Source organism: Paenibacillus nasutitermitis (genome assembly GCF_014641075.1).
Lineage (GTDB): Bacteria > Bacillota > Bacilli > Paenibacillales > Paenibacillaceae > Paenibacillus_Z > Paenibacillus_Z nasutitermitis.
In genome coordinates this window covers 1,948,867-1,974,374 of the sequence record NZ_BMHP01000001.1, presented here as the reverse complement: position 1 = coordinate 1,974,374, position 25,508 = coordinate 1,948,867, and the positions used below count along the sequence as shown (strand labels likewise).

The window sequence follows — 25,508 nt, the reverse complement described above, 5'->3', positions numbered from 1 at the left end:
CACTCCCTCTTTATTTTATTAGTCTATATTTTTATATTCCAGCCGACAACTCAATCTTTATGAAGGAAAACAATGAGCAGCGTTCACAAGAATGATAGAAAAGGATTGCAATCGGATCAAATTCCGGCGCAGCGTGTTCGACGGTATGGCGCAAGCTGTCGTTTCCCTTTCATTTTGTTGCGCCGGGCGTTCATTATTGCGTACGAGGTTATTCGCCATTTGAAAGCACTCTCTTAATTCCAAAGTGGTGAGGCATGGATCGACCCTGCCGCGTCACTTTTTTCTTATTCATGCCATTTGCCAACCAGCTCGTTCGCATGCTTTTCCGAATGATGAATACATTTAAGTATTCGAGGATCTGGAGGAACCAAGCTATGGCACAACCGGGACAATCGTTCTTGAGAGGTACATTCATCCTGTCTATCGCTGCTTTCATCAACCGTATTCTCGGTTTTATCAGCGGCATGTTTGTTGCCCGCGTTTTGGGCGCTGAGGGAATTGGCCTCTTGATGATGGCGCATCCGCTCGTACCGCTCGTGATTACGATCACGGAGCTCGGCTTGCCTGTAGCGATCTCTAAACTGGTCGCGGAGGCATGTGCGCGCGGCGACCGGACGAAAGTCAGACGTATCCTGCATATTTCGCTTGCCGTTACCGGCACCTTGAGTGTCGCTCTGACAGCCGTCTCGCTGCTCGGATCGGAGTGGATCGCATCGATTCTGCTGAGTGACCAACGAGCTTATTACGCAATGCTGGCGATTACACCCATCGCTCCGATTGTCGCCGTGTCCGCGGTGCTCAAAGGATATTTCCGGGGCATTCAGCAGATGAAGACCATTGCCGTTTCCGATGTTCTCGAACATACGGTACAGATCGCTTGTGTGCTGGCAATGGTGCATCTGTTATTGCCGTACGGTATCGCCTATGCGGCTGCCGGTGCGATGGCCGCGTCTGTCGTAAGCGAAATGATCAGCCTCTTGTTCCTGGTGATCAGCTACAAGATTTACGGCGAAACAAAGGTTCCGGGCGAGACCTGGTCCGGCAACCTGAAACAAGGAAGAAGCACACTGGGGGAACTGCTGCAAATCGGGCTGCCGACGACAGGTTCTGGCGTTTTACACTCATTATACGGCGCTTTTCAGCCCTTGCTTATTACGAGCAGCCTGGCGCTTGCCGGCATCAGTACCGCTTTAGCCACGAAGCAATTCGGCTTGTTAGCGGGCTATGCGTTTCCTCTCTTGTTCATGCCGGGATTCATTACGCAATCCCTATCAACTGCGCTGGTACCGGCGATCGGCGAAGCTGCGGCCAATAAGAACAGCCTGCTTGTCCACGAACGAATGAATCAGGCGCTTGGGTTGGGGCTTCTTATCGGCGCACCTGCTACCCTGATCCTGTTTCTATGGGCAACTCCGCTTACAACGCTCATCTATAACGCTCCGGAAGCAGGCCTTCTGCTGAAAATATTGGCGCCGATATTTTTTCTGCATTATTTCGACGCGCCAATGCACGCGATCCTGCTCGGTCTTGGCCGTGCGAATGCGACGCTATGGAACTATATCATAGCCACTGCCTTCAAGGCAGGCTCAATTTTCTTATTTGGCAGTCAATTTGGCATCATTGGCGTAACATGCGGCATCGCTATCGGGATCATTATGCAAACGCTGCTTGATTTCATATCCATTTCTGGATCCATCGGATTTTATTGGAGTATCCAGCCTTATGTTAAGGTTGGTTTTTGTATCCTGCTGATGGGATTATGCGGCAGTTGGTCATTTGATTATCTCAATTTCCGGGGATTTCCGTTAGCTTGGAGTCTTGCGGGGTCGATCACCGGTTCTTTGCTGCTCTACTTTATTCTGCTCGTGTTGACGAATACATTGAAATGGAAAAGCAGCAGCCGCAAGCTTTCAATTCCATGGCTGTTTCCTTGACGAATGAATCCCTGCGGCGGCGTTGTCCTAGGCGGGAATAGCCTGCAAGCCGTACCGCTATAACGCCAAAGTCCGCTGACCAAAGAGACAACTCTCTTCGGCCAAACGGTCTTCAGCTTGCTTCATTCGATCGGCAGAACCGAACCGAGCCGAGCCAATTCCTATCTGCTATTCCGTAACTGCCTCTTGCCTGCCGCTCTGATCGGACAGGACGACTGCGTCAATGACGCGCTGTACCCGGTCAGCGTCTTCAAAGCCGGGAAGACGGCTGCGGTCCGTGCTGCCTGTGCTTTTGACAGCGATCACGGCATCGGCCCATTTCCATGCTTCGTTGCGCTCGGAATCCCGATAAGGGCGGAATCTGTCTTCCGACGGTTGAGCCGATAGATCCCATGGCAGTGCTTCGGGAAGAACAACCTCCTGCCATGTTTCATCTTTACGGGCACACATCATCTTATAGCCGTATCCGGTAGCTGTGAGCTGCAGGGCGCCTTCTGTCCCGAATAGTTCAAGGGTAATCGTCTGGCCGCCTTTTCCTTGGGGACGAATCCAGCTCGTCTGGAATACACCATGTCCGCCTCTGCCAAATTCAGCCTGCACGTAGACCGAATCTGCTGCCTGATCGGGGTTTGTCCGCTCGACAAATCTGACCGGCCGGCCCGACTCAAGGCAGCTCATGGACGCAGAGACAGCAACAATCCGGTCGTCCAGCACATGCTGGGCCAGATCGATAATATGCGAGCCCAGATCCTGCAGAACTCCGCCAGCGCCTCCGCTTCTGACAGATCCCCTCCAGCCGGGAGGGCCGGACAGCCCATAATCACCTGAATATTCGAAGCGTCCCTCTAGAAAACAGCCGATTCGCCCATCGCTGACAGCCTTCTTGAGATAACGAATCCCGGGATGCTCGCGCACGGAGAAATTCACACTATGCACAACGCCCTTCTCCTGTGCTTTCCGCAGCATTTCACCGGATTCATCGCTATCGATGGCAAGCGGCTTCTCGCATAATACATGCAAGCCGCGCTGGAGCGCTTCCATGACAATCGGGTGATGAAGATCATTGGGAGTAATGATGCAAATTCCGTCAAGACGTTCGGCATCCATCATTTCTTCGGCTGACGTATATGCTGCGGCAATGCCATATTTGGCTGCCATTTGACGTGCGCTCTCCCCGTTCTTGCTGCAGATCGCGGCTACGGTCACATGGGGATGCCTCGTTAGAACAGGCAAAAACCACAAATCTGCGAACCAGCTCGCTCCAATTAATCCTATTCGAATGTTCTCATTCACTGGAAACTCCCCTTTTTCGCCTATTTATTCCTTAATACCATAACATGATCATCACACCAGGGGAAGCCGCAGGTGCAAATCCTGGCCCGTAGCTGCAGGATTAACCGATCTGTGCTATTCTGAATGAACAAGAATGAAATGAATCAAAGGAGCAATGTTATGTCAACAGCACAAGGCACAAAGACAGATCCATGGAAATTAAAGACTCCTCCTCTGACTTCGGATTATGAAATGTATAAAGATGAGAAAGACGAACAGGCCATTATCGTGTGCACGGTAGGTAAAACGGTTCTGCACTACGATTATCGCTGTATTAACGATTTATATGCGATGCTCAAGGAGTATGGCGACTGGATGGAGCTTGGCAGCGCTGACGAGCAGAAGCCGGCAAAAGAAGGCACAGTCGAGGCTTGGGGCCGATCTTCCGAAAACCCCGTTGGCGGTTGGTACGGCTTGAAAAAAGGCCTTCGCGGCAGATTCGGCATGTATGTTCCTCCGTTAATGGAAGCATTGGGTCTTGCAGAGCTGGAACATAATCCAAGAAACAATCGTATGCGCGCAATATAGGTGCAAGCTGGAGATTCCTGATCAGGTCCTCCAACAAGATGATCCTATATTCTTACCACATACAAACGAGGCTGCCGATCTGATCGGCAGCCTCGTTTGCTCTAAATAATTTAAGACAGCCATGGTCAGCAGCGACTGCTTCAGGTTGCACATATCCATACTGATCCACAGGGATGCTTCGTCATTTCCTAAGCGCATGAACGCTCATGAATTCGTTTATAATCCCTTCAAGCTCAATCCCCGCATCCTCTGCCGAGGAAGCTTGAATGATAGAAGTATACGGTTCGTCATGCCTGCCCGCTGAATGCGAATACATCGGATCATAATAATACACAAGCAGCAGTTCCACTGCCGCCGCATACTGTTCTCTAGTCAAGCAGGCTTCAATTTCTGCCGCGACCGGCGTGTGGATTTTGAGCTTGATTTGTTGGAATGCATGCCTGTATGCATCCGCATGCTCCCAAGGTTTATAATCTTCCACAATCTGACGCACACGCGCTTCAAGCGGGAGCTCAATAAGAATGTGATGCCCGTCCGCCCGTTTGCCCACAATGAGATCCGGGAGTGTTATCTTCCCGATTCGTCTGCTCTCTGCTTCAAATAGCAGGTAAGCATCTCCACTATAGTTAAACAAATCATCGACAAGCAGCGAATCGAATGTTTTCTGGTTATGGGCTTTCAGCCCAATTTCCCCGAATATTGATCCTCTGTGGCCCGCTAATCCCTCAAGATCGAGAACAGGTTGGCCTTGCTGCTTCAATTTTCGTAAGATCGCCGTTTTTCCGCTGCCTGTGTTCCCATGTATGACAAAACAATGCTGGTTAAGCTGCATGGTGTCGAGCTGCTCGACGACCCACTGCCGATAAGCCCGGTATCCGCCATTCAACCGATAGGCGTTTATCCCCATCAGAGATAAGACAGTCGCTGTCGTTTTACTGCGCATCCCTCCCCGCCAGCAAAATACAGACTTTTTCTGAGGGATTCCGGAGAATTCCTTAATAAAAGCGGGCAGCTTGGCAGAAACGATTTCCAGGCCTCTTTCTTTTGCAGCCTGAACGCTGGCCTGTTTATAAAGCGTACCGATTTCCGCTCGTTCCTGATCGTCGAATAGCGGAATATTCAAACTGCCGGGTATGGTGGAATCTCGATATTCTGAAGGCGACCGAACATCTATTAAAAGGAGTTCTTTCCGGTCCCGGAGTGCTGCCCATTCTTCAATCGTGATGTCCTGAAACATGGTTTAAGACCCCTTCATGCTGTTCTTTTTTATATTTAATCTCATTAAATAACGACAATCCTTCCGGCGTGTTCAATGGTTGTCTCGCCGATTACTCCCGCTTCAACACCTGCATCCTTAAGGTCATGCAGCAGCTGATCGGATTGTTCTGCCGGGACCGCTATCAATAAGCCTCCTGATGTCACGGCATCGCACAGGATCCACCGGTCTGTCTGGTCCATGTCTGCAGGAAAAACAACATCGCTCTCGATATACGCATAATTATTCTTCGTGCCTCCCGGTACAAATCCGGCTTCCGCAAGCTCCCTGACCCTTGGGAGCAGAGGAACCGCATCTTTAACGATGTTAATTCCCACTCCGCTTCCTTTAGCCATCTCCAGCGCATGACCAATCAGTCCAAAACCCGTAACATCGGTACAAGCCTGTACCTTATAATTGTTCATAATCTCGGCTGCTGTTTTATTTAGCGTGGCCATAACGCGGGTGACTCGCTCCACTTCTTCTGCACTTAATTGTTCCTTCTTAATGGAAGTCGTCATGATGCCAACGCCTATTGGTTTGGTCAGAATCAATTTGTTTCCGGGTTTTGCGCCTGCGTTAGTCCGGATTTGGTCCGGATGGATCAAGCCGGTTACTGCAAGCCCGAATTTAGGCTCTTTATCATCGATGGAATGTCCGCCCACAAGTGTCGCGCCAGCTTCTTTCACTTTGTCCGCAGCACCGCGGAGAATATCGGCCAGAATTTGTTTATCTAGCGTGGCGATCGGAAACGCAACGATATTTAATACCGTTAACGGTTTTCCGCCCATCGCATAAATGTCGCTTATTGCATTGGCTGCGGCAATTTGTCCGAACGAATAAGGATCATCCACTATAGGTGTAAAGAAATCCACTGTTTGTACAAGTGCGAGATCATCTCTAATCCGGAATACGCCCGCATCGTCACTTGTCTCGATACCGACAAGCAGATTCGGATTACGTTCAGCCAGCGGGAGACTGCTGATGACCTGCCGCAAATCAGCGGGGCCTATTTTGCATCCGCATCCGCCCTTGCTCGATAAAGAGGTTAATTTGATTGTAGAGTTAGAAGTCATTTTAATCCTTCCTTCCTGAATACGATAATGAGTCCTCGACCAATTGTGACTTGTTGGAATAACGGAATGCCATTTATCTCTGATTGTCTTAATGATATCACCATTGTGGTCATAGGTAGCTAATATAATACAGAACGATCACTGCCGCAGATGCTCCTATCTTTTTCTAGCCTTGTCCAACGTTTTTAGCATCCGCTGCAACGTTACAGGCTTCATTAGATAATCCAGCGCATTCAAATCGAAGGCTTGAATGGCATAATTATCGAAACCGGTTACAAATACTACACTGATGGAAGGATTAAGCTCAAGTAATAAGGTGGATAGTCGCAATCCATTGATTTTCGGCATGGCAATATCCAGAAAAGCTAGATGAACCGGATGGGTTCTCGCATAATCATAGGCTTCCTGGGGGTTCATGGACGCAAGGCCTATTTCAACATCGTCGATACCGGATAAGATCATCTCTAAACGTTGCACAGCTAATTCTTCATCATCCACGATCATAACTCGCAGCATCTGCATCATCCTCCAATCTGCTGGGAAGAGTGCGCATTGATGTGGAAGGAAACTTTGGTTCCTCTTCCTTCCGCGCTTTCAATACGCAGTCTGTTTCCGTATAGAAGCTGAATGCGTTGATTGATGTTCCAGAGCCCAACACCTTTCTTGCTGTTCTCGGGTTTACGGATTTTCCTCCAATTTTGTTTCACTCATACCGCTTCCATTATCTTCAACAATAATAGTGATGAACGGTTCCGCTTGTTATTTGATCGAAATCTTAACGGTTCCCCCGTGTAAATTGGACATTAATCCCTGTTTTACGGCGTTTTCCACCAAAGGCTGCAGAACCAGCGGGGGGGATTGGGAAATCGGGATTGGCATCCACTTCAAATTCCGCATGCTGAGCGAAATCCAGCGTCAATTCCTCTGCCTTGCGTGGTTCTATCATGCACAAGACAGCAATGGAATTCAAGGTGTTAAATAGAAAATGGGGTTTAATCTGCGAACGCAGGAAAGCGATTTCCGCATCTTTGGCTTCCGATTGCAGCTGCTGGTTTTTTCTGATTATACCCCTTATGGTTTCATTTAAAACGGTGAAAAATAAGACCGCTTCAACCGATACAAGCAAATGCAGAATCTGAATGGTCGTATAAAAACCCAAATCTAGTCCATGATAGAATCGAATCAGGATAATCAGCACATACAAGTAGAACCCTGTTCTCCAGCCCCCAAACAGCGTACCTAACAACCATGGAACAATTCTAATATCCAGACGGCTGTTTGAACTGACATAAGCAGGAAAAAACATACATAACAAGATGGAACATCCCATACACCTTTATCTTAGCAAAAGCCGTTGCTACCTTGTTTTAGAATATTTTATCATCATTCTCATGAATTCGATAGAGAACGTGTGCCACGAACCATCGTTTTGACGCCAGGGTGGACCGTATCCCAGGCCACGAGAGCAAAAAAAAAGCTATCCAGTCACTATGGATAACCTGATTATGATATCGTAAAGCTGCCCGGATGACGGACCATTATGACCCGCTGCGATTCACCGCCGGACAGTGTGGCCGTCTCCCGTTTAAGACTGCGATGTTCGAGTTCAATGGAAATAAAATGTTCCTGACGGAATTCGGTTATTCTTTTAAAGCTCCTATCATTCCACAGCGGAACTTTTATCATGAGGAGGAAGAACCATTATGACCACACCATCACCCTCTCCAGCCAATGAATCTCAACGTTTGTTTGTAGCCGTGCCGCTGCCGGATACTCTGAAACTTAGGATTAGCGCTTGGACAAATGATGTCCGTTCATCACTGCCATTTCGCAAGTGGACGAACGAGGCAGACCTGCATGTGACGCTGCATTTTCTGGGTGATACGTCTGCGACTCGCATCCCTGAATTGGAGGCAGCTTTAGTGTCCGAAGTCGGTTCCGGGAGGATACAGCCCTTTCACTTGTCGCTCGCGGGTACGGGAACGTTCGGTAATCCCGAGCAGCCGAGAGTGCTCTGGGCAGGACTCGGCGGCGAACTGGATCAGCTGCGCGCTCTTCAGCATTTGATCGTCGATACGATGACTCCATTGGGATTTCCGGCGGAGGATCGCGCATATAGCCCCCACCTAACCCTCGCCAGGAAATATACGGGAAAGGAAGCTTTCATTCTGCCGGAACTCCTTTTAGCCGATAATTCGAGCGGACAGATGGATTACGGTTCTCCCCCGAACACGGATGAGCAATTGCAGCGAGAGGCTTATGACATGGACAATCCGCCGGGATGGCTCGTTGATGAGATCATTCTGTATCGTACCCATATGCACCGGGTTCCGATGTATGAAAAGGCAGCCCACATCTCTTTGCGTTAATCGCCGGACCTAATAACGGTCCCTGCCAAAAAGTCATAAACCGTTTGTTTGTTTTTGCTCCATAAAGGACTAATTAAGTAGATGAGAACCAGACCGTAGACAGCAGCCAATAAAGAATAGATGACGGAATCCGCATATCCGGAATGGATCACCATATGCCAAATAGTGAAATGTGCGAGCTCCCATGGCATAAATTTAAGAGCAGAACGAAATAGCGATGTACAGAGTCCGATTGATTGACCGTTATTGCCTGTCACCACAATGCCCATTTTTCGTTTTCCCCATGTTGCATGGAATTTCGAACCTTCGCATAAGGCGAAATAAAGATATACAGGCAGAGTAATGAAAAGAAACCCTGTGAATTCAGCTTGTAGAGGGTTTGTCGTAAACAGTGGAACTAATAGGGGCCGTGCAACAAAAGATATGCCGACGAGCACGATGATATAGCCTGCAATCATTAAATAATCCCACAAAAATGCTGCTATACGGGTTCCGAAAGATACGGTATGGAATTTTCCATGCTCAAGCATAACTCTCTCCCTCCAAGAAAAGGAACTTTTCCTCCGTAACCGGATCTCCAACCCTTAACAGGCGGACCTAACGGTTAAATGCCTTGATTAAGCTCTATCAAATTCCCGGCAGGATCAGTAAAATAGGCTACTCGATGCCCCCATTCAGGTGTGTCATGCGGTTCCTTCACAAATTCAACATTACTGCTCTTTAATCGATCGTACGTTGCGTCAATGTCCTCGACTTTGAAAATGAGAGCAACCTTATCCGGCGCGCTAGGTTCAATCGGCTTAATCATACCTTCGTTATGGCTGCTATCTTTTGGGGATTCCAACGCCAAATTTGTGCTTCCCGTATGAAACTCGGCAAAAGGAGTCGTTTCATCGCCGTACCGGACTTCAAGTCCAAGAATGTCGCGATAAAACAAAAAACATTCCCTGATATTGGGCACCAAAAAACGTAGATGTGAAAGCTTCAAGTTGTTCCCTCCCCGATTCTTATTTTGTTCTATCCTATCATTCAGATCTTGCTATGATTTCTTCTCAATTGCTATGTTGGAACTACGCCCACTCTCCGGAAGGATAGTCGATGTGACGGGCGAAAATGGGGAAATTGCCCTGATGTCCTTATCACGATATGACAAGAAGCTGCTCGGTATCGCTTATAACGGATCCTATAAGCCTTCAATTGAATTTAATGAACAGCTCATCAAGAAGATGCAAGAGAAAGAAAAGGAACGGGAAAAGTTGGCCCCCCCCCCTGCCGATAAATACAATGCTCCTATGCTAAAAGTAATTGAGTAATAATAGGGCTTCCCATCGTTATGACGATGGGAAGCCCTATTTACATTTACGGGTTGCCACCTTAATTCATTGTAATTATTCGGCTTCTATTTCCCTGTTTTCGCCGTTGAAGCCGCCGCAGGCAGCATCTCGATTGAAGCTGAATCATATACGCTGATCCTGCCTTTGCCCAATGGGATTGCTTTCATTGACCCGTCGGAAGCTTTCCCGGAAGCCGGCATTTTGAACTTAATATCATAGCGGCCAAACTTCGCTTTCCCGGTGTAGATAAGAAGCGCTTTTTTATCCGTGTTGGAGTAGCTGTCGGTCGGCATCCAATAGACGGATACTGCGCTTGTTTCACTCCAAAATTCACCATTTGCGCCTGTGATATGCACCGTTTCTCCAATATGGGCCGGATTGGGTCCGACCGATATTTGCGGGAGTGAAACTTTCAGATTTTCAAAATCACGGTTAACCTGACTGTCGGCAAGAATGAGACGTTGATTGTCTCCCAGATCGATGGCCAACCCTTTTGAATCGGGATACAATTCCAAAGAGTCGCCTTCAGTGAAACTGATTCCCATACCATGGAAAAAAGTTTCCGTAATGGGTGCTTGTCCTGTCTCCTGTACACCCTTGGAAGCGAATTTCTTCAAAATGCCGCAGACAGTGTTTATGGATTTTCCGTCCTCTTTGTTTGCACCAACAAGAGGGATATACTGGATATCTCCATCCTGCATGTCCACTGATTTTATGGTCTCTTGCTTGCAAACAGCAGCCAGTTCGCTTACGCTGCGATTTTTGGGCAGCGCATTCCGCTCTTCCTCATAGGAGGGCCGATCGTAAGATAAGCGGACGTAGCTGTCTTTCTTGTCGTCGACCGGACTATCGTAATAGAAATGCAGCATGCCATACCCCATATCGCCGGCGAATAACAACTCGTCTCCATGATACGGGACATCGTTGCTGTGGGCATAATCCAAATCCTTGCCCGTAAGAAGCTTGTCGGCAAGCACAACCGTGGTATTGTCTTTGAGGTCGATCAAGGTCAGGAGCCCGGTCTGGTTCGGACGAACAACTAAATAATCCTCGCCGATTGCAAGTACGGAATAGACCTCATCCTTGCCCGCAAGCGCCGGCAGATCGTATTCTTTAACCGCTTTGCCCTGCTCATTGAATACGGTCACCGACTTACCATCGGTCAGCACCGAATACTGGAGCCATCCATTTGGATGATAGACTTGGAAATAACTCGCATTTTGCTCATAACGCTGAAAGTAGCTCGCCTTCTTCTGACTGACGATCTTATTGTTTTGAATGAAAAGACCGTAAGCATCATACTGAACACGTGGTTCGCCATAATTATCGACAATCGTGAGAACCGACCCGCTCCCGCCGCCGATCCCCCCTTCAGTGAAGGAAACATTGCCTTTGATGGAGGCATTCAGCTTCCCGACAAGAATAGCGGGAGATTGCTCATCCCGGGCTGTATACACCTCGCCGGTTTTTCGATTCAACCAAATACTGCTCCACACCTGTTGTTTGATGAAGTCATCCGCACGCGTAATACTCACCGTCTTCCGCGATGGGTCCCACTTCACGCCTGCTCCTGTAGCTTCGGAGAAGAAACGTAGCGGTACAAAAATTCGTCCTTCGACCATGAGCAGAGGCGCCGTCAATGCGACCGTTTTGCCGTTGACTGCTGCATTCTTCGAGCCGTAAACGAGCTTCACGGTCAGCTCGGGATAGTTCATCGTCACCGTTTTGTCTGTTGAATTCCAGGCAACCATGGTTCCGAGCAGTTCCCCCATATCTCGTACCGGCAGATATACAGAGCCGCTGCTGACAAATGGAGCAGATTTCGGTTTATATTCGCTCCCGTTAAAAGTTACCTTAATACTCTTTGATACAGGAACTTGGGCCGCGGCATGAACATCAGTTGAACCAGGTAAGAGATGGGTTAACGTGATAGCCAGTGCGGCGGTGCCTATTAGAGCAAGTCGTCGTGATCTACGAAACATGTTACAGCCTCCTAGCCCAAATAATTCTGAATTTTTGAATGATGGTCAATCAACAATTAGACGAATGAGGATCATAAATGTTGCGAGTTTTTCCAAATAGCAGATGATAAGAGGCTGTCCTAAAATGTCATGAATCCATGAATGACTGACTGAGAGATAGCGTGTCACGAGAAAATGTAGGGACATTAAAACAAAGAAGCTTGATTTCTCAAGCTTCCGCGCGTTCCGTTATGTCCACTACTGTTTCAAAACAACAATTACATCTTGATTTTCGATTATATATCTATATGCTCCACTTTGCGTATCGATAAGTAAGCAATGAAAAAACCGACAAACCCGAGCATGATGGGAACCACGATGATGGAACTCAGGGTTGTTCCGCCCGAATTAAGAATAGCGACTATGAGAATAGAGGATACAATGGTGGTCGACACCGACTTTTTGCGCATACCGAAAAACAAAGGAATTAGCGCCATTCCAGTTGCAGCTGCTGCATTGGCCACAAGTCGAAGCGCTTGATCCGCTACAATCTCGGCCGTCAAAGGATCCGTCACGAACTGGAGCTTTTCATTGAAAAAGTAGAAACCCATAGATATAAGCACATCGGATATGACCACTAATCCAAAAGTTAAGGTGCAGACGATAAGAAGTTTAGACAAAAGCAGCTTTTTCCGGTTGATAGGGTACATAAACAGGATAGAAATCGTGTTGTTCCTGAATTCGTCCACGACTATTCTGGCAAGCAGGACGGAAGCATAAATGACAAACGTGGCTTTGACGAACATTTCAATTATAGCGAGCGCCTCAGTATAGTCCTTGAAAGCAAGCTCTCCTTCGGAGACATCTGAACAGAGGAGCAGGATGAACCCGAGAATAACCAAATTGGCAATAATCGCTGTTCTGAGGATGCCACCGAGCTTTATTTTTCTCATTTCCAATTTAATGAGATGCATCATGCTGGCCGCCTCCTTTGATTAATTGCAAGAAATAATCCTCGAGGGAGTGGCTCTTCTTGTAGAAGGAATCTACGGATACTCCGTTCATGATTAAAGCCTTCGCCATCTCACTTTGGGGAATTTTCAGGTCATAGATTTTGATGACGCTGCTTCCCTCAATGATCCGGAAATTCGTCACATTTAATCCATTCTCCAGTAAGAATGCGGCTTTCGTGATGTCCGGAGTATGCAGTTCCATATATTCCGTCTGTCTTCCCCGAATCGCATCCATCGGTACCTCTTCCAGCAGCTTCCCTTCACGTATGACACCGATTGTGTCTGCAATCTGCTCCATCTCCCCCAGAATGTGACTGGAGATGAGCAGGGTAATGCCATACTGCCTGCTCAGCAAATGGAACAAATCCCGCAGCTCACGGATACCGACGGGATCGAGTCCGTTGATCGGTTCATCCAGAATCAGCAGCTCGGGTTTCGTCGAAATGGCACGCGCGATTCCCAGCCGTTGCTTCATGCCGAGGGAAAACTCTTTAACCCGCTTACGCTCGACGTTCTTCAATTTCACCAATTCCAGCGCTTCAGGGATCGCGTTCTTGTTATAATAACCCATGTACTCGCAATGAAGCTCCAAGTTCTCCTGAGCCGTAAAATTCTCATAAAAGATAGGATTTTCGATTATGCTGCCCATTCTTTTCAACACCTCGTACGAGGTGGGTGTCAATTTCTCCCCCAGGATTTCGATTTCACCGCTTGTTGGCTTCACAAGATTCGTCATCATCTTCATCACAGTCGTTTTTCCTGCGCCGTTAGGGCCGAGAAATCCATAAATTTCACCCTGCCGGATATTCATGCTCACTCCTGAAACGACTTCCATCCCGCGGTAGTTTTTCGTCAACTGATGTGTTCGCAGTATATACGTCATGGTGCACTTCCTTCCCCTGTCTATGTATCTCATTTTATCCGGGGGCTCTGTCTTTTCTATTACTCGATTCTTAAGAAAATCTTACTTCTCGAGGATGCATCGATGAGAAACAATTACTTCAACTTTGCAAACCGCAACGCAAACACCGTCCGTTCATAGGGACTGCTGTTCACATCAATGAAGCCTTCCAGCTGTTCTGTCAGCTTCTTGGTTATGGTTAGCCCCAGACCGCTCCCCTCCGTCGATGAATTCCGGGAATCCTCGAGTGTATACAACCGTTCGAATATCCGGTCCCTATCCGTTTCACGTATTCCTTTGCCTTTGTCCCATACATCTATATAAGCATAGCTGTCATCATGATGCAGCGTCAGTCCGACAATGCCGCCTTCGTACCCGTACCGGATGGCGTTAGACAACAAGTTGTCCAGGATTCGGCGCAGCGCCTCTTCATCGGCGTATATGAATATCGGTGCTTCCGGAATCTCGATAGACACTTCAATTCCTTTGCCCTCAAAAATATCGTAAAAACCCAGCATACTTTTCCTGCAAACCTCGTTTAGATGCAATCTTCTCCGGTCTATCAACCAGTCACCGGATTCCAGCTTCGCTAAATCGAAAAATTGGTTTATGAGTCCCGACACTTCCACCGTTTTCAACTGTGCCTTGGACAATAGAACGTCCCTCTCCTCGGACGATAGGTCGCGATTATAGCGGATCGTCTCGATATAGCCGAGTACGATTGATAGCGGTGTCTTCAAATCGTGTGAAACATTGGACAGCATTCTTCTCATCGACAGTTTCGTCCGGGCACTGTCCGAGTTTATCTCATGAATGTACGCAAGCAACCGGTTTACCCCAATCAGCAATTCCCTTAACTCCTGTTCGGCCGTGACGAGCAACAGGCGTTCATTCGTCCGGTCAGACACGATGCCGTAGAGCTTGCCGCATATGTAACGGAGGTTTGAGTTTCGTTCCTTCTTTGCTTTGTATTGCATAACATTCATGAACACCGATACGAGAAGAATTACACATAAGAAGGCTGTCAATTCACTGAACCCCCAACTTATAGCCGATTCCCCACAATGTCTTAATGTATCTAGGGGTGGATGGATTGTCTTCGATCTTCTCCCTTAGCCGCCGCATATGCACGTTAATTACGTTCTCGTCCCCGTAGTATTCTTCATTCCAAATTTGTTCGTAAATTTGCGCCTTCGTGAATACCCGGTTCGGGTGGACCGCAAATAACCGCAAAATTTGAAACTCCTTCGCAGTCAATTTGATTTCCACTCCGTTCTTCCTCACAGAGAAATTGTCCGAATCGATAATAAGATCGAAAATCAGTATTGTACGAGCCTCACTCAAGGCATTCGCTTCAGAGGTTACCTTAGAGCGCCGAATTGCCGCTTTCACCCTGGCCGTCAATTCGATCAGAGAGAACGGCTTGGCCAAATAGTCGTCTGCTCCGAAACCGAGCCCCAGCGCCTTGTCCACATCTCCGTCTTTCGCCGACACGATCAAGACGGGAATCCAGCTCTTTAGCCTTATCTGCTGCAGTAAATCCATCCCGTTTATGCCCGGCAGCATGAGATCGAGAATAATCAAATCAAATACATCCTGCGAAAAAAACCGTTTGGCTTGTTCCCCATCGATCGCGATCACAACCTGATAGCCCTCCCTTGTTAAATGATCGGATACAATCTCTCTTATGTTCCGGTCATCTTCTACAAGCAATAAGGTCTCTGCCATCGTACACCTCCTTAAATAGAACTAATAAATCAGGATGATTTCGCCTGATTGATCGCGGTTTCCACATACGCTTTCAGCGTCTTGATGAACGTTCGCAAGGCATACCCGACATATCTGTCGCTGCGGTAGATCAGACAAATGTCCTGGCTGGGCACAGGTTGGGTCAGCTGCACGGTCTTGATGTCCGGGTTGGCCAGATTATCCAGCAGCAGCCGCGGAAGAATACAGGCGCCGACGCCGCTCTGTACCATATGGAGCAGCGAGAATAAGGTCGTGGTTTCCATATGCGGCTGCAGACGAAACCCTTTGTCCATGCAATACTGGTCAATTAATATGCGGCATTGGTGGTCATTCGGAAACAGAACCATCTTCATATTCTGAAGCTTTCTCAAAGGTATGGAGCTTTCCCGGGCTAAAGGATCGCGTACGCTTACCGCCAAGGCGAATTCCTCGCGGAACAGAGGGGTTTTCGTAAGACGTTCATCGGAGACAGGTTCAATCGTTACGCCGATATCGATGCTGCGGTCCAGCACCTGCTCTGTTACTTTGGTTGTCTCCAGCAGCGCCAGAGAGATTGTGGGATAGTTCTGATGGAAGCTTAGCAGCAGAGAGTTAAACACAAGATCGGCATCCCCAGGCAGGACACCAATGGAAAGCGATCCGCCTTTCGTAGCCTTCAGATCCAAGATAGCATCGTTTGCTTGCTGCAAATGTCCGAAAACGGCCGCGCCATGCTCCTTAAGAATCGCGCCTGCTTCGGTGAGCACGATTTTTCTCCCGATCCGGTCGAACAGAAGAACACCCAGCTCATCCTCCAAACCTCTGATTTGCTGGCTGATGTTGGGTGTACTGACACCCATTTTCTCGGCAGCCCGCGTGAAGTGAAGCTCGTCGCAAATCGTCATAAAATATTGCAGCTGTCTCAGTTCCATTCCCCACACCCCTCATCGGACTTTACATAACTCCTACTTATTATACAGACTGCCAGAGATTCTCACCATGCTTAATCGTTAAGTTGTACTTAACACTTTAGTAACCCGCACTGCATTGATGCCTTGATCCTCCAAGGCCTATACTGGCTACATATCAAGCGATTGCCCATTCAAAAGGAGGAGTTTTAGATGTCCACTATTATCATCACTACCGCACAAACCGTACGCCAACTTGTTCTGCAGCAGGTTCAAGCCATCCCTGAGGAGCTATACGACATCAAGCCAGATGCATTTAATAATACAATTCGCTGGAACATCGGTCACATCATTTTTTGGATGGATTCATACATGTCACAGTGCTTTCATAACAGCTCCGACATCCCGGAAACGTATACAGCTCTGTTCAACTCCGGCACGAAACCGGCGGAATGGACAACAGCGCCTCCATCTAAGGAGGAATTGATCGGGGAATTATCCCGGCAACTAAGCGCCTTTTCCGAAATCTCGCCCGATCGTCTGAACAAGCCGCTGGATACACCGCTGCACATGGGGCCGCTCACTTTTAATCTCGCTGGTGAATTGTTTAACTTTGCCATTGTCCATGAAACGATGCATTTCACAACCTGCGGCAGCTTGTTCAAGGTCATTCAAGAGTCCCGCTGACCATTTAACATCTGCGCATGATTTAACAACTATTTTTGCGGGAATAGCACAGCAAATACAGTCCAAAACTGAAGCCAATCAGTCTTGGACTGTATTTGCTGTTATTCGACTATGACACTATGAGATAACCGGTTGTTTCATACCACTGACTGATCCTGAGTCATGATATCCTCGTCAATCGGGATCGCCATTCGGACCTGAAACCGGCCCGGTTCATTCGTTATAAGCAGTTCGCTGCCAGAGCCATACTTTAATTGCAGCCTGCGGTGGACATTGACAAGGCCTGTCGTTTCCACATGAAGACTATTTGTTCTCAACTTCGCCAGCAGCTCCTGAAACTGAGGTTCCGGGATATTCTCCCCATTATTGTCTACAAGGATCATCAAATGTCCTTTCTCATATTTGAAGCTCACCTCCAGCCTGCCATCACCAATCGTATTGCGAAATCCATGTTGATAGGCATTTTCAAGGATGGGCTGGATGATAAGTTTGGGAACCCGGAATCTGCGATATGAATCCGGCACCTGCCCGATTTGCACAGCGATACGATCCTCAAAACGAAAGGTCTGGATAGAGACATAGTTCATGGCGAATTTAATCTCCTCCTCGAGTGGCACATCCTCCTGTTGATTTCTGGTTATGTAATGAAAATAGTGACCCAGATGATGAGAGAAAAGCGCGATATTTTCATTCTCCTCGTTTTTCGCCATCCGGTAGAGATTGAAGAAACAGTTATAGAGAAAATGCGGGTTGATCTGGGATTGCAGCTGTCTGAGCTCAGACAGATTGGCCCGGTATTTCTGCTCAAACACTTCCTGAATCATTTCGGTCATATTGGCAACCATGGAGTTAAACTGGATGTACAGATATCCGAACTCGTCTGATCTGCGATGTCTGAGAATGGTTCCCCAATTGCCTTTCTCCACCCGCTGAAAGGCTCGCAACAAGCGCCTCATGGGTTGATGGATTTGCCGGAAAATCCAGTAAGCAAATATAGCGATAACGATAATGGACAGTGCGGATAACGCCCAATACCAGGTACGATACTGACTGAGTGAGCCCAATATTGCCGACTCGGGCATATAGGAGAGCAGTGTTACGCCATGGGAGGCTGACTGCTCCACAACAAACAAGTAATTGCTCCCTTCGATGTTGACCTCTTTCACATAGGAAGGGACATCCTTTGGAAACGTGTTTACAATGGGCTTTATATCCAGCCATGGAATTGGAGCATGGTCACTGCTTACCGCCCAATCACCGCCTTGGTCAATCAGCATCGAGCCTCCGCTGCCATCGATTTCGAAGCGGTTCAGCACTTCCTTCAGTTGTGTCTGATTGATTTCAACCCCAACCAGGAATTGCGGCTCCTGTCCATTAATGAGTGCAAGATTGGAATAAGGAAAACTGATAAATAATCGGTTCTGCCAGTGTACAAACGGGTTTTCGTAGCGGTTCTTAATCGATTTCAACGCAAGATATTGCTCTTCCGGAAGCTCGCTGTATTGAATGGAATCCGTGATCCATCTGTGTGTACTGGGCAAAAAGGCTCCTGCCTTCAAAATATAGGGGCTTGTATGAATCATTCGGTTAAGCTGATCGTGAATGGAAATGATAGCGTCCCGGCGCTCTTTATCGCTTATGACCGGTTCGGCAAGACTGAGCGTGCGCAGACTGCGGTCGTTCACATACTCCTCCTGCATGCTGATAATTCGGGAGAATTCGCTGTCCAGTAAGTGGATGTAGAACGACACCCTCGATTGTATGGAATTCCTGATTTCTTTCTTGACGTTTTGTTCTCCATATTCGTTTATTTTCAGGCTTAAGACATAGATCGGCGTGATCACAACAAGAAACGACAATAATAATTTGGGATAGATACTGGAAAGCTTCGCCCACCACCAACGCATTTACGTGATCTCCTCCATTCCTAGGATCTTTTCGACAAAACAAGAAAAATGTCCTGCCGAATAGCAGGACATGCGAACTTCCCCAATGGTTGGAGATCGAGATTTATTCTTTCACGCTTCCGAGCACAATGCCTTTGATGAAAAAACGCTGCAGGAACGGATAGACGACAAGGATGGGCAATGCACCCAAAAAGATCTGGGCCGCTCTGGTCGTTCGCTCTGATACACTGTTCATCAGATTCAAAATATCTTCCGAGCCGAGCGATGTAAAGTCGAGCTCGATCACGATGGTTCGCAAATAGGTCTGAAGCGGATAATGCAGTGGCGAATTCATGTAAATCATCCCATCAAACCAGGCATTCCAATGACCCACTGTGCTAAACAGCGTAATGGTTGCAAGAGCGGGCAGCGATAAAGGCAAATAGATTCGAATAAGTGTAGCCCAATGTCCTGCCCCGTCTATTAAAGCGGCCTCTTCCAATTCTTTCGGCAGATTGCGGAAAAAGTTGAGCAGCAGCAGCACATTGAAGACGGGTACTGCATTAGGCAGCACCAAGGCCCATATCGTATCAAGCAGGCTAGTATACCGAACGGCGAGATAATTCGGGATGAGCCCCCCATTGAACAAAATCGTAAAAACCAAAAACCAGGCATATAACGTGCGCAGCGGAAACGCTTTGTTATCCTTCGAGAGCGGGTATGCCAACAGAATCACCATAAGCATATTGAAGGGGACTCCTATCAATACCCTCTGCACAGTAACCAGTACGGATTTTATGAAATCCGGTTTATCCAGCACATATTTGTAGGCGTCGGTCGTGAAGCCGACAGGCCATAAGAACACTTCCCCAACCGATATGCTGTTGCTGAATGAGATCGCCAGCACGTGCAGCAGCGGAAAAATACAAATCAAGGAAAGCGCAATCAGAAAAAAGTGATTTAGGATGTCAAACAGGCGTCCAAACCATGAGCGGTTGTGTACCAAAATGGATCTCCCCTCAAATTCGTATAGCAGACTAGAAAATTCTGTAGTTGGCAGCCCGGTAGGCTAAAAAATAAGATAACGATATCAATATAAAAGAAACCGCTGATTTGAATAATCCTACCGCTGTTGCCAGGGAGTACTGTGCTTGCCCTAAACCTAAACGGTAGACGAACGTATCTATAATATCGCCAGTTGCGTACACGGACGGACTGTACAGATTAAAGACTTGATCAAAACCCGCATTCAGGATTTGACCAAGGCTGAGCGTCGCCAGCAAGACGATAATTGGCGTCATGCCGGGCAAGGACACATGCCAGGCTTGTCTGATCCGGTTTGCGCCATCCATAACAGCCGCCTCATACAGGCTTGGATTAATTCCAGTCAGCGCCGCCAAATATACAATGGTCGAGAACCCGAATTCTTTCCATAAATCCGTTGTGACAAGCACATAAGGAAAATAATTGGCGTTTCCAAGAAAAAAGACAGGCTCAACTCCAATCCAGTGCAGCAGTTGGTTGACAATTCCTTTGGATGGCGAGAGCACATCAATCAGAATGCCGCCGAGAATAATCCAGGATAGAAAATGCGGCAAATAGATGAGTGTCTGAATGCTTCGCTTAAATGCGGTTATCCGGATTTCATTCAGCAGAATAGCGATTCCGATCGGGAATGTTAATCCCGTTATCACTTTCAGCGACGCGATATATAACGTATTCCAGATCACCCGGCTCATATTCGGCAGCTGCAGCATATATTCGAAATTGTCCCACCCGACCCATTCAGATCGGAATATCCCGAACGCAGGCTTGAAGTTCTGAAAGGCGATGACCAGGCCCAGCATCGGTGCGTAATGATAGATTAGGACCAGAATGATGCCTGGGATCATCATCAGATGCAGCGGCCAGCGGCTGTATCGGGTTCGTTTTTTTACAGCTGTTGTTTCCAAGCCGGTCACCGGCTTTTCTATGATTGTTTTCATGATTAATCTTCCTCGCTGCCTTATTGTTTATCTTCCGGCAATTACATGGAGGGAACGGTAAGCTCCCTCCATGTCCATACTGCGGCTTCCTATTGCTGCGCGGACTTCCACTCATTCACTTGTTTGGTCATTTCTTCTCCGCCCAATTGGTTCCATTTCGTCACCATGCCATCGAACGTATCAACGGAATCGCCCAGGATGATTCCCATGTAGGTCTCGTCAAGCAGATCCGAGAGTGTGCTTTGACGCTGAACCATCGTATCTGTCGGAATGCTGAAATATTGATCGGGGTACATGAGATTGTCCTTCACAATGTTCTCTAGAAGACCGAGCGATCCTTCGGGACCGAATACTTTGTACGTTCCCCACTGTGCGGCATCGCCGCCCTGATAGGCTTTCACCTGATCATAATATCCCTTTTGCTCCGGATTGAGCTTGCTCTCTTCATTGGATTTTAAGGCCGCGTTAACCGCAAGATAAGCATCCAGATTTTTTCGTGCGCCCCATGCCTGAACATCCATGTATTTGAACGTATGATATTTCAGATTAGGGCCGTCATACATAAATTTGAATTCCGCTTTGTCGCTGAACAGCTTCTGAACGAATGCATCCATCGTCTTCACTAATGCGTCCGGATACTTGCTTTTTTTGCTGGCTACCCAGAATGTGCCAATTCCCGAGCTGATCTGTGCCTTTACGGGCTGGTCATCTACGGAAGTCAACTGATACATCTCCCACTTGGCTTTCGGATCCTTGGCGACCGATTTGCTGAAATAATTAATCGGATTGGCCATGGTTCCAAAGGCCATCCCGACTTTGCCCGACACGATATCGTCAGTCAGCTGTGTGGATGTCTTCACGGAAAACTCTTTGTCGATTTCCCCTGCATTATACATCTCCTGAAGGGTACTGAGCGCTTTCTTGGCTTCCGGCTGGACGGCGCCGTACACCAACTTGCTTTTATCTTTCGGATCTTCGATCCACATTTTCCCGTAGGAATGGAAGCTGTTCAGAAAGAAGTTCAAGCCGCCGTACCCGGTAAAAATGTCTTTGGTAATGCCTAATCCGACCGTATCGTTTTTCCCGTTCTTATCAGGATCGTTGTTCTTGAAGGCTTTGGAGATTGCTAATAAATCATCCATCGTTTTTGGAGCGGACAGACTCAAATTATCGAGCCAATCTTTACGGATCCAGACCATGCCTGCGCCATCCATCGTAGCCGTTACATATGGGAGTGCCATTAACTTGCCGTCAATGGTAGCGGCTTTAAGGGTATTCCCCCCATCTTCATTCAGCTTTCCCTTGAGCAGGTCAGATGCAAAGGTGTTGTAAACATCGGTCAAATCCGCCAGTGACCCGGCATCAGCCAGCTGCTTGAACTGCGTGGCATCAACCTTGAAGAAGTCCGGCAGATCACCTGAAGCGATCGTTACGTTCAGCTTGTCTTTGTAGCCAGCTGAATCGGTAACCCAGGTATTCTTAAGTTGAAAACCGTATGTATCGAGCAAATGCTTGGTCCAGATGTTGCTGTCCATCGTATCCCCTTCTGCAAATTCGGTGACATCGGCTTGCGCCCTTACCGTTGTGACCGTAATAGGAGGATCGTATTTGGCCGACGGATCTGAATTGGCTGCCACAGGCTCCTTATTGTTGTCCGGCTGGGTTGGCGTGTTCTCCGAATTGCTGGAACAAGCCGCCATAAAAGTCATTGCAGCCAATAAACATGTTGTTAGTTGTTTCCGTGTCACATGTATTCCCCCTCATGAAATTTGAAAACTGCTCTTCACACTTCTCATTCACATTATAGGTATCAGATAGAAAGCCAACCACGGTAATATTTTGACATCGTATGCCATTCCTCAACTTCTTGCCGTATAGCCATCTCTAAGCAGTCATTTACGTTTATAATAAAAACATTATGGAAGGGAGAGAGCTTAATTGGACAAAACCGGTATCGATTACCTGATTGCTGAAAGCCGGATTATAGGGCAAACACGCCGGGATGATTGCAAGTTTCGGAGTCCCGGTTCATGATATACAACCTGCTGATTGTTGATGATGAACGAAGAATCGTAAATGGGCTGTACGAACAATTTTTGGATTGGAACCAAGGGGATCTAGGTGTATACCGTGCCTATTCTGCGTTGGAAGCACTGCGGATCCTGAGCACAACCAAGATGGATATCGTTCTGACTGATATTCATATGCCGGGCATGAGCGGAATTGAGATGCAAAAAGAAATCATGAAGCTGTGGCCCCGCTGCCAGGTTATTTTCCTGACGGGATACAGTGATTTCGAATATGTACAAACGGCGATGCGAGACGGCGGATTGGATTATATACTGAAGGTTGAAGGAGACGAGCCCATTCTGGCCGCCGTCAGTAAAGCTATTAAGCTTCTGCAGAAGGAAGTGGTGTCCGAGCAGCTGCTGGACCGCGCGAAGCAGCAGCTTCAAGCCGCTAATTCCTTGATACAGAAGGAATATTTGAACAGTCTGCTGCAAGGTGAGCTGTCCCCTAAGTCGATTGACCAGGACCGTTTCGATGATATGAATATTCCTTTGACAGCCGAAGACGCAGCCCTGGTGGTTATTGGCCGGATCGATCGTTGGCCCGCCCATATCGGCCCGTCGGACCAATCCTTGTTTATGTATGCCATTCAGAATGTTGCCCGTGAATATTTAAGTACGCTCCGGTCCATTTCATTCTCCATGAAACCCTCCCACCTGGTATTGCTCATACAGCCTGCCGCAAAGAACCGGAAGCTGGAAACGGAGGATTGGGATAAATGCCTGGCATTCGTACGAGGGATGATGCCTGATATTCAGGAGACTTGTAAAAATTTGCTGCGCTTGCCCATATCGCTTGCGATTAGCAGCTCCAGCTGTGCATGGGCTGATATGGCTACGCAGCATCTCAGATTGGAGCGATTGTTTCAACAAGGATTAGGCCATGGTCAGGAGATGCTGCTTACAGATCTGAAACCGCAAGAGCCCTCCTCTTCCCTGCTGCAGGGCTTGACCAAACAGGACATCGCCCTTCGGCTGAGGACGATTAAGCAGCTGGAATCCGGACTTATGGGCGGTCAAATGGAAAAATTCAACGAGTTGTATCATGATGTGTCAGACACAGCCCGAATTCTGCAGGCTTCCCCTGCCCATTATCCATTTGTTGTAGAAATCCAATATGCCCTGGCTGCAATGTTTCTGGCTTACATCAACCATTGGAGCCTTCTCGATACGGTTTCAGAGGCTATGGATACAGGGCTCTTGCTGCGGGGCGGTTCTTTTCGTTCCTGGGATGAGGCAGATGTTTATTACAGCAGGCTGTCTGCGATTTTGTTCCGGCAAAGAACAGATGATCAGAAGGACCGCACCCAGAAAATATTGATGGATGTCAATCAATTTATTGACGACCATCTGGCGGAAGACCTTTCTCTCGAAACGCTTGCCGCACACGTCTATCTGCATCCTACCTATTTGTCCAGGCTTTACAAGCAGATAACAGGCGTGCGGATTTCCGATTACCTGAAAGATAAACGTTTGTCCAAAGCGAAGGATCTTCTGGCTAACCCGAGGCTGAAAATTCATGAGGTGGCTTTGCATGTCGGATTTGAGTCCGCTCATTACTTCACTAAAGTGTTCAAGAAAGAAATGCTCATTACTCCCCAGGAGTATAGAGATCGCCTATAGCGACCAGGAAGTGAAGCGGGCCATATGCTCATTGGCTTGTGAGGGCCGGGAACGAATATACGGCCCTCTCATTAGAGGATGCCGGTTTGCGGGTGTCAACCATTTGGCTGGCAGCCTTCTCCCATAATCCGGCCTCCTCGAATATACCTATGACAGTCGTTCCTTTCAACGCCATTTCTTGAAGGATGGACAAAATGGCTTGTTTGCTCTCCCCATCCAACAAATTCGCGGCTGTCTCTTGCAGGATAAAAAGCCGGGGCCTGGCAACCAGCGCCCTTGCCCAGTATATATATTGCCGCTGCTCATTGCTGCATTCCGCGGGTGACGCGTGCCACACCTGCTCATTTATTCGAAGCCGCTCCAGCAGGGTCTGTGAATCTTTTTTTGCTTGCTGAACAGAACCACCCAGGTGCAGCAGCCGTTCGGCTACAATATCCAGCACCGAAAAACGGTATTGGGGGATCATTGCAGTCAAGGAGTCCAATTGACGCATCTCATGAATGCGCAATTTCACGATCTTGCCAATCGCCGCTTTGGTCAAATCCAGACTCCCGTAGAGGGAGGAATCATACCATATTTGGCCGCTTTCAGGAATGACCGTCCGGTATAAACAATCGAGAACAGATGCAGCCCCCTCGCTTCCCCTGATCCCCGTCATTGTCCCCTCTTCAGCCTTGAAGGAGATGCTTTGATCGGCAGCAGCGGCCTTCAATTCTATCACCTGGAGCAAATTTCCCACCTCTTTCCTGCCCTATCGGTCCTTCTCAATAAGGTAATCCTTATGTATCAACACAGTATCAACGGTATGTTGAGAATCTGTGAAAGAAGCGTTTACCGCCGGCAAATTTGAAAATTAGTCGTTGAAACCCATTTACCAGCCGGTAAGATGGGGGTAATGTTGTACAAGTATGGATTTTCG

The 25,508-nt window shown here is 47.9% G+C and carries 24 protein-coding genes; 6 read left to right on the top strand and 18 right to left on the bottom strand.

Going from position 1 to position 25,508, the window contains the following annotated elements; all coding sequences use genetic code 11:
• The first annotated feature begins 374 nt into the window (after positions 1–374).
• Entirely contained in the window at positions 375–1,934 is a 1,560-nt protein-coding gene (gene spoVB / locus IEY46_RS08380) for a stage V sporulation protein B (protein WP_188990912.1), read from the top strand.
• 168 nt (positions 1,935–2,102) lie between these two features.
• Here spoVB and IEY46_RS08375 read toward each other — a convergent pair whose 3' ends face one another.
• Positions 2,103–3,227 (bottom strand): Gfo/Idh/MocA family protein, encoded by a 1,125-nt coding sequence (locus IEY46_RS08375; protein WP_188990910.1) that lies wholly within the window; start codon positions 3,225–3,227, stop codon positions 2,103–2,105.
• Positions 3,228–3,386: 159 nt separating this feature from the next.
• On the opposite strand from IEY46_RS08375, the gene IEY46_RS08370 reads away from it, so the two are divergent.
• Positions 3,387–3,794 (top strand): DUF6855 family protein, encoded by a 408-nt coding sequence (locus IEY46_RS08370; protein WP_188990908.1) that lies wholly within the window; start codon positions 3,387–3,389, stop codon positions 3,792–3,794.
• A gap of 181 nt (positions 3,795–3,975) precedes the next feature.
• On the opposite strand, the gene mnmH is transcribed toward IEY46_RS08370, so the two are convergent.
• The 4 genes from mnmH to IEY46_RS08350 form a co-directional block, all read right to left on the bottom strand.
• Complete coding sequence (gene mnmH / locus IEY46_RS08365; RefSeq protein WP_188990906.1) at positions 3,976–5,031, bottom strand: tRNA 2-selenouridine(34) synthase MnmH; 1,056 nt, start codon at positions 5,029–5,031, stop codon at positions 3,976–3,978.
• 44 nt (positions 5,032–5,075) lie between these two features.
• Entirely contained in the window at positions 5,076–6,125 is a 1,050-nt protein-coding gene (gene selD, locus IEY46_RS08360) for a selenide, water dikinase SelD (RefSeq protein ID WP_188990904.1), read from the bottom strand.
• A gap of 156 nt (positions 6,126–6,281) precedes the next feature.
• The gene (locus IEY46_RS08355) at positions 6,282–6,650 is read right to left on the bottom strand and encodes a LytR/AlgR family response regulator transcription factor (RefSeq protein WP_229750144.1); all 369 of its coding nucleotides are present in this window, start codon (positions 6,648–6,650) and stop codon (positions 6,282–6,284) included.
• Positions 6,651–6,900: 250 nt separating this feature from the next.
• Complete coding sequence (locus IEY46_RS08350) at positions 6,901–7,431, bottom strand: histidine kinase (RefSeq protein WP_229750208.1); 531 nt, start codon at positions 7,429–7,431, stop codon at positions 6,901–6,903.
• A 397-nt stretch (positions 7,432–7,828) separates the two neighbouring features.
• Between IEY46_RS08350 and thpR the strand changes: the two genes are divergently transcribed.
• Positions 7,829–8,494 carry an RNA 2',3'-cyclic phosphodiesterase gene (gene thpR, locus IEY46_RS08340; protein WP_188990897.1) on the top strand — a complete coding sequence of 222 codons (666 nt, stop codon included), beginning with the start codon at positions 7,829–7,831 and terminating at the stop codon, positions 8,492–8,494.
• On the opposite strand, the gene IEY46_RS08335 is transcribed toward thpR, so the two are convergent.
• Both IEY46_RS08335 and IEY46_RS08330 read right to left on the bottom strand, forming a co-directional pair.
• A complete protein-coding gene (locus IEY46_RS08335) occupies positions 8,491–9,024 on the bottom strand; it encodes an RDD family protein (protein WP_188990895.1) in 534 nt (177 codons plus the stop codon). The two genes, thpR and IEY46_RS08335, sit on opposite strands and share 4 nt — an antisense overlap.
• 74 nt (positions 9,025–9,098) lie before the next feature.
• Entirely contained in the window at positions 9,099–9,482 is a 384-nt protein-coding gene (locus IEY46_RS08330; protein WP_188990893.1) for a VOC family protein, read from the bottom strand.
• 112 nt (positions 9,483–9,594) lie between these two features.
• On the opposite strand from IEY46_RS08330, the gene IEY46_RS08325 reads away from it, so the two are divergent.
• Positions 9,595–9,807 carry a hypothetical protein gene (locus tag IEY46_RS08325; RefSeq protein WP_229750143.1) on the top strand — a complete coding sequence of 71 codons (213 nt, stop codon included), beginning with the start codon at positions 9,595–9,597 and terminating at the stop codon, positions 9,805–9,807.
• Positions 9,808–9,893: 86 nt separating this feature from the next.
• Here IEY46_RS08325 and IEY46_RS08320 read toward each other — a convergent pair whose 3' ends face one another.
• The 6 genes from IEY46_RS08320 to IEY46_RS08295 form a co-directional block, all read right to left on the bottom strand.
• On the bottom strand, positions 9,894–11,810 hold the full coding sequence (locus IEY46_RS08320; RefSeq protein ID WP_188990889.1) for a stalk domain-containing protein: 1,917 nt from the start codon (positions 11,808–11,810) through the stop codon (positions 9,894–9,896).
• A 275-nt stretch (positions 11,811–12,085) separates the two neighbouring features.
• Positions 12,086–12,766: an ABC transporter permease gene (locus tag IEY46_RS08315; RefSeq protein WP_188990887.1), complete on the bottom strand. Its 681-nt coding sequence runs from the start codon at positions 12,764–12,766 to the stop codon at positions 12,086–12,088.
• Complete coding sequence (locus IEY46_RS08310) at positions 12,750–13,685, bottom strand: ABC transporter ATP-binding protein (protein ID WP_188990885.1); 936 nt, start codon at positions 13,683–13,685, stop codon at positions 12,750–12,752. The genes IEY46_RS08315 and IEY46_RS08310 overlap by 17 nt, the downstream gene beginning before the upstream one ends.
• Positions 13,686–13,798: 113 nt before the next feature.
• On the bottom strand, positions 13,799–14,680 hold the full coding sequence (locus IEY46_RS08305; protein ID WP_188990883.1) for a sensor histidine kinase: 882 nt from the start codon (positions 14,678–14,680) through the stop codon (positions 13,799–13,801).
• A gap of 52 nt (positions 14,681–14,732) precedes the next feature.
• Entirely contained in the window at positions 14,733–15,431 is a 699-nt protein-coding gene (locus IEY46_RS08300; protein ID WP_308422782.1) for a response regulator transcription factor, read from the bottom strand.
• Positions 15,432–15,460: 29 nt separating this feature from the next.
• Positions 15,461–16,363, bottom strand: a complete 903-nt coding sequence (locus IEY46_RS08295; protein WP_188990881.1) for a LysR family transcriptional regulator — start codon at positions 16,361–16,363, stop codon at positions 15,461–15,463.
• Positions 16,364–16,552: 189 nt separating this feature from the next.
• Between IEY46_RS08295 and IEY46_RS08290 the strand changes: the two genes are divergently transcribed.
• Positions 16,553–17,026, top strand: coding sequence for a DinB family protein (locus tag IEY46_RS08290; protein ID WP_188990880.1), 474 nt, complete (start codon positions 16,553–16,555; stop codon positions 17,024–17,026).
• Positions 17,027–17,163: 137 nt separating this feature from the next.
• Here IEY46_RS08290 and IEY46_RS08285 read toward each other — a convergent pair whose 3' ends face one another.
• The 4 genes from IEY46_RS08285 to IEY46_RS08270 all read right to left on the bottom strand — a co-directional run bounded on the left by IEY46_RS08285 (position 17,164) and on the right by IEY46_RS08270 (position 22,645).
• Positions 17,164–18,933, bottom strand: a complete 1,770-nt coding sequence (locus IEY46_RS08285; protein ID WP_188990878.1) for a histidine kinase — start codon at positions 18,931–18,933, stop codon at positions 17,164–17,166.
• Between the two features lie 103 nt (positions 18,934–19,036).
• Entirely contained in the window at positions 19,037–19,918 is an 882-nt protein-coding gene (locus IEY46_RS08280; protein ID WP_188990876.1) for a carbohydrate ABC transporter permease, read from the bottom strand.
• A gap of 31 nt (positions 19,919–19,949) precedes the next feature.
• Complete coding sequence (locus IEY46_RS08275) at positions 19,950–20,897, bottom strand: ABC transporter permease (protein WP_188990875.1); 948 nt, start codon at positions 20,895–20,897, stop codon at positions 19,950–19,952.
• A gap of 89 nt (positions 20,898–20,986) precedes the next feature.
• On the bottom strand, positions 20,987–22,645 hold the full coding sequence (locus IEY46_RS08270; protein WP_188990873.1) for a type 2 periplasmic-binding domain-containing protein: 1,659 nt from the start codon (positions 22,643–22,645) through the stop codon (positions 20,987–20,989).
• A gap of 282 nt (positions 22,646–22,927) precedes the next feature.
• On the opposite strand from IEY46_RS08270, the gene IEY46_RS08265 reads away from it, so the two are divergent.
• On the top strand, positions 22,928–24,589 hold the full coding sequence (locus IEY46_RS08265) for a response regulator (protein ID WP_188990871.1): 1,662 nt from the start codon (positions 22,928–22,930) through the stop codon (positions 24,587–24,589).
• 28 nt (positions 24,590–24,617) lie between these two features.
• On the opposite strand, the gene IEY46_RS08260 is transcribed toward IEY46_RS08265, so the two are convergent.
• The gene (locus IEY46_RS08260; protein ID WP_229750207.1) at positions 24,618–25,310 is read right to left on the bottom strand and encodes an ATP-binding cassette domain-containing protein; all 693 of its coding nucleotides are present in this window, start codon (positions 25,308–25,310) and stop codon (positions 24,618–24,620) included.
• Positions 25,311–25,508: the final 198 nt, after the last annotated feature.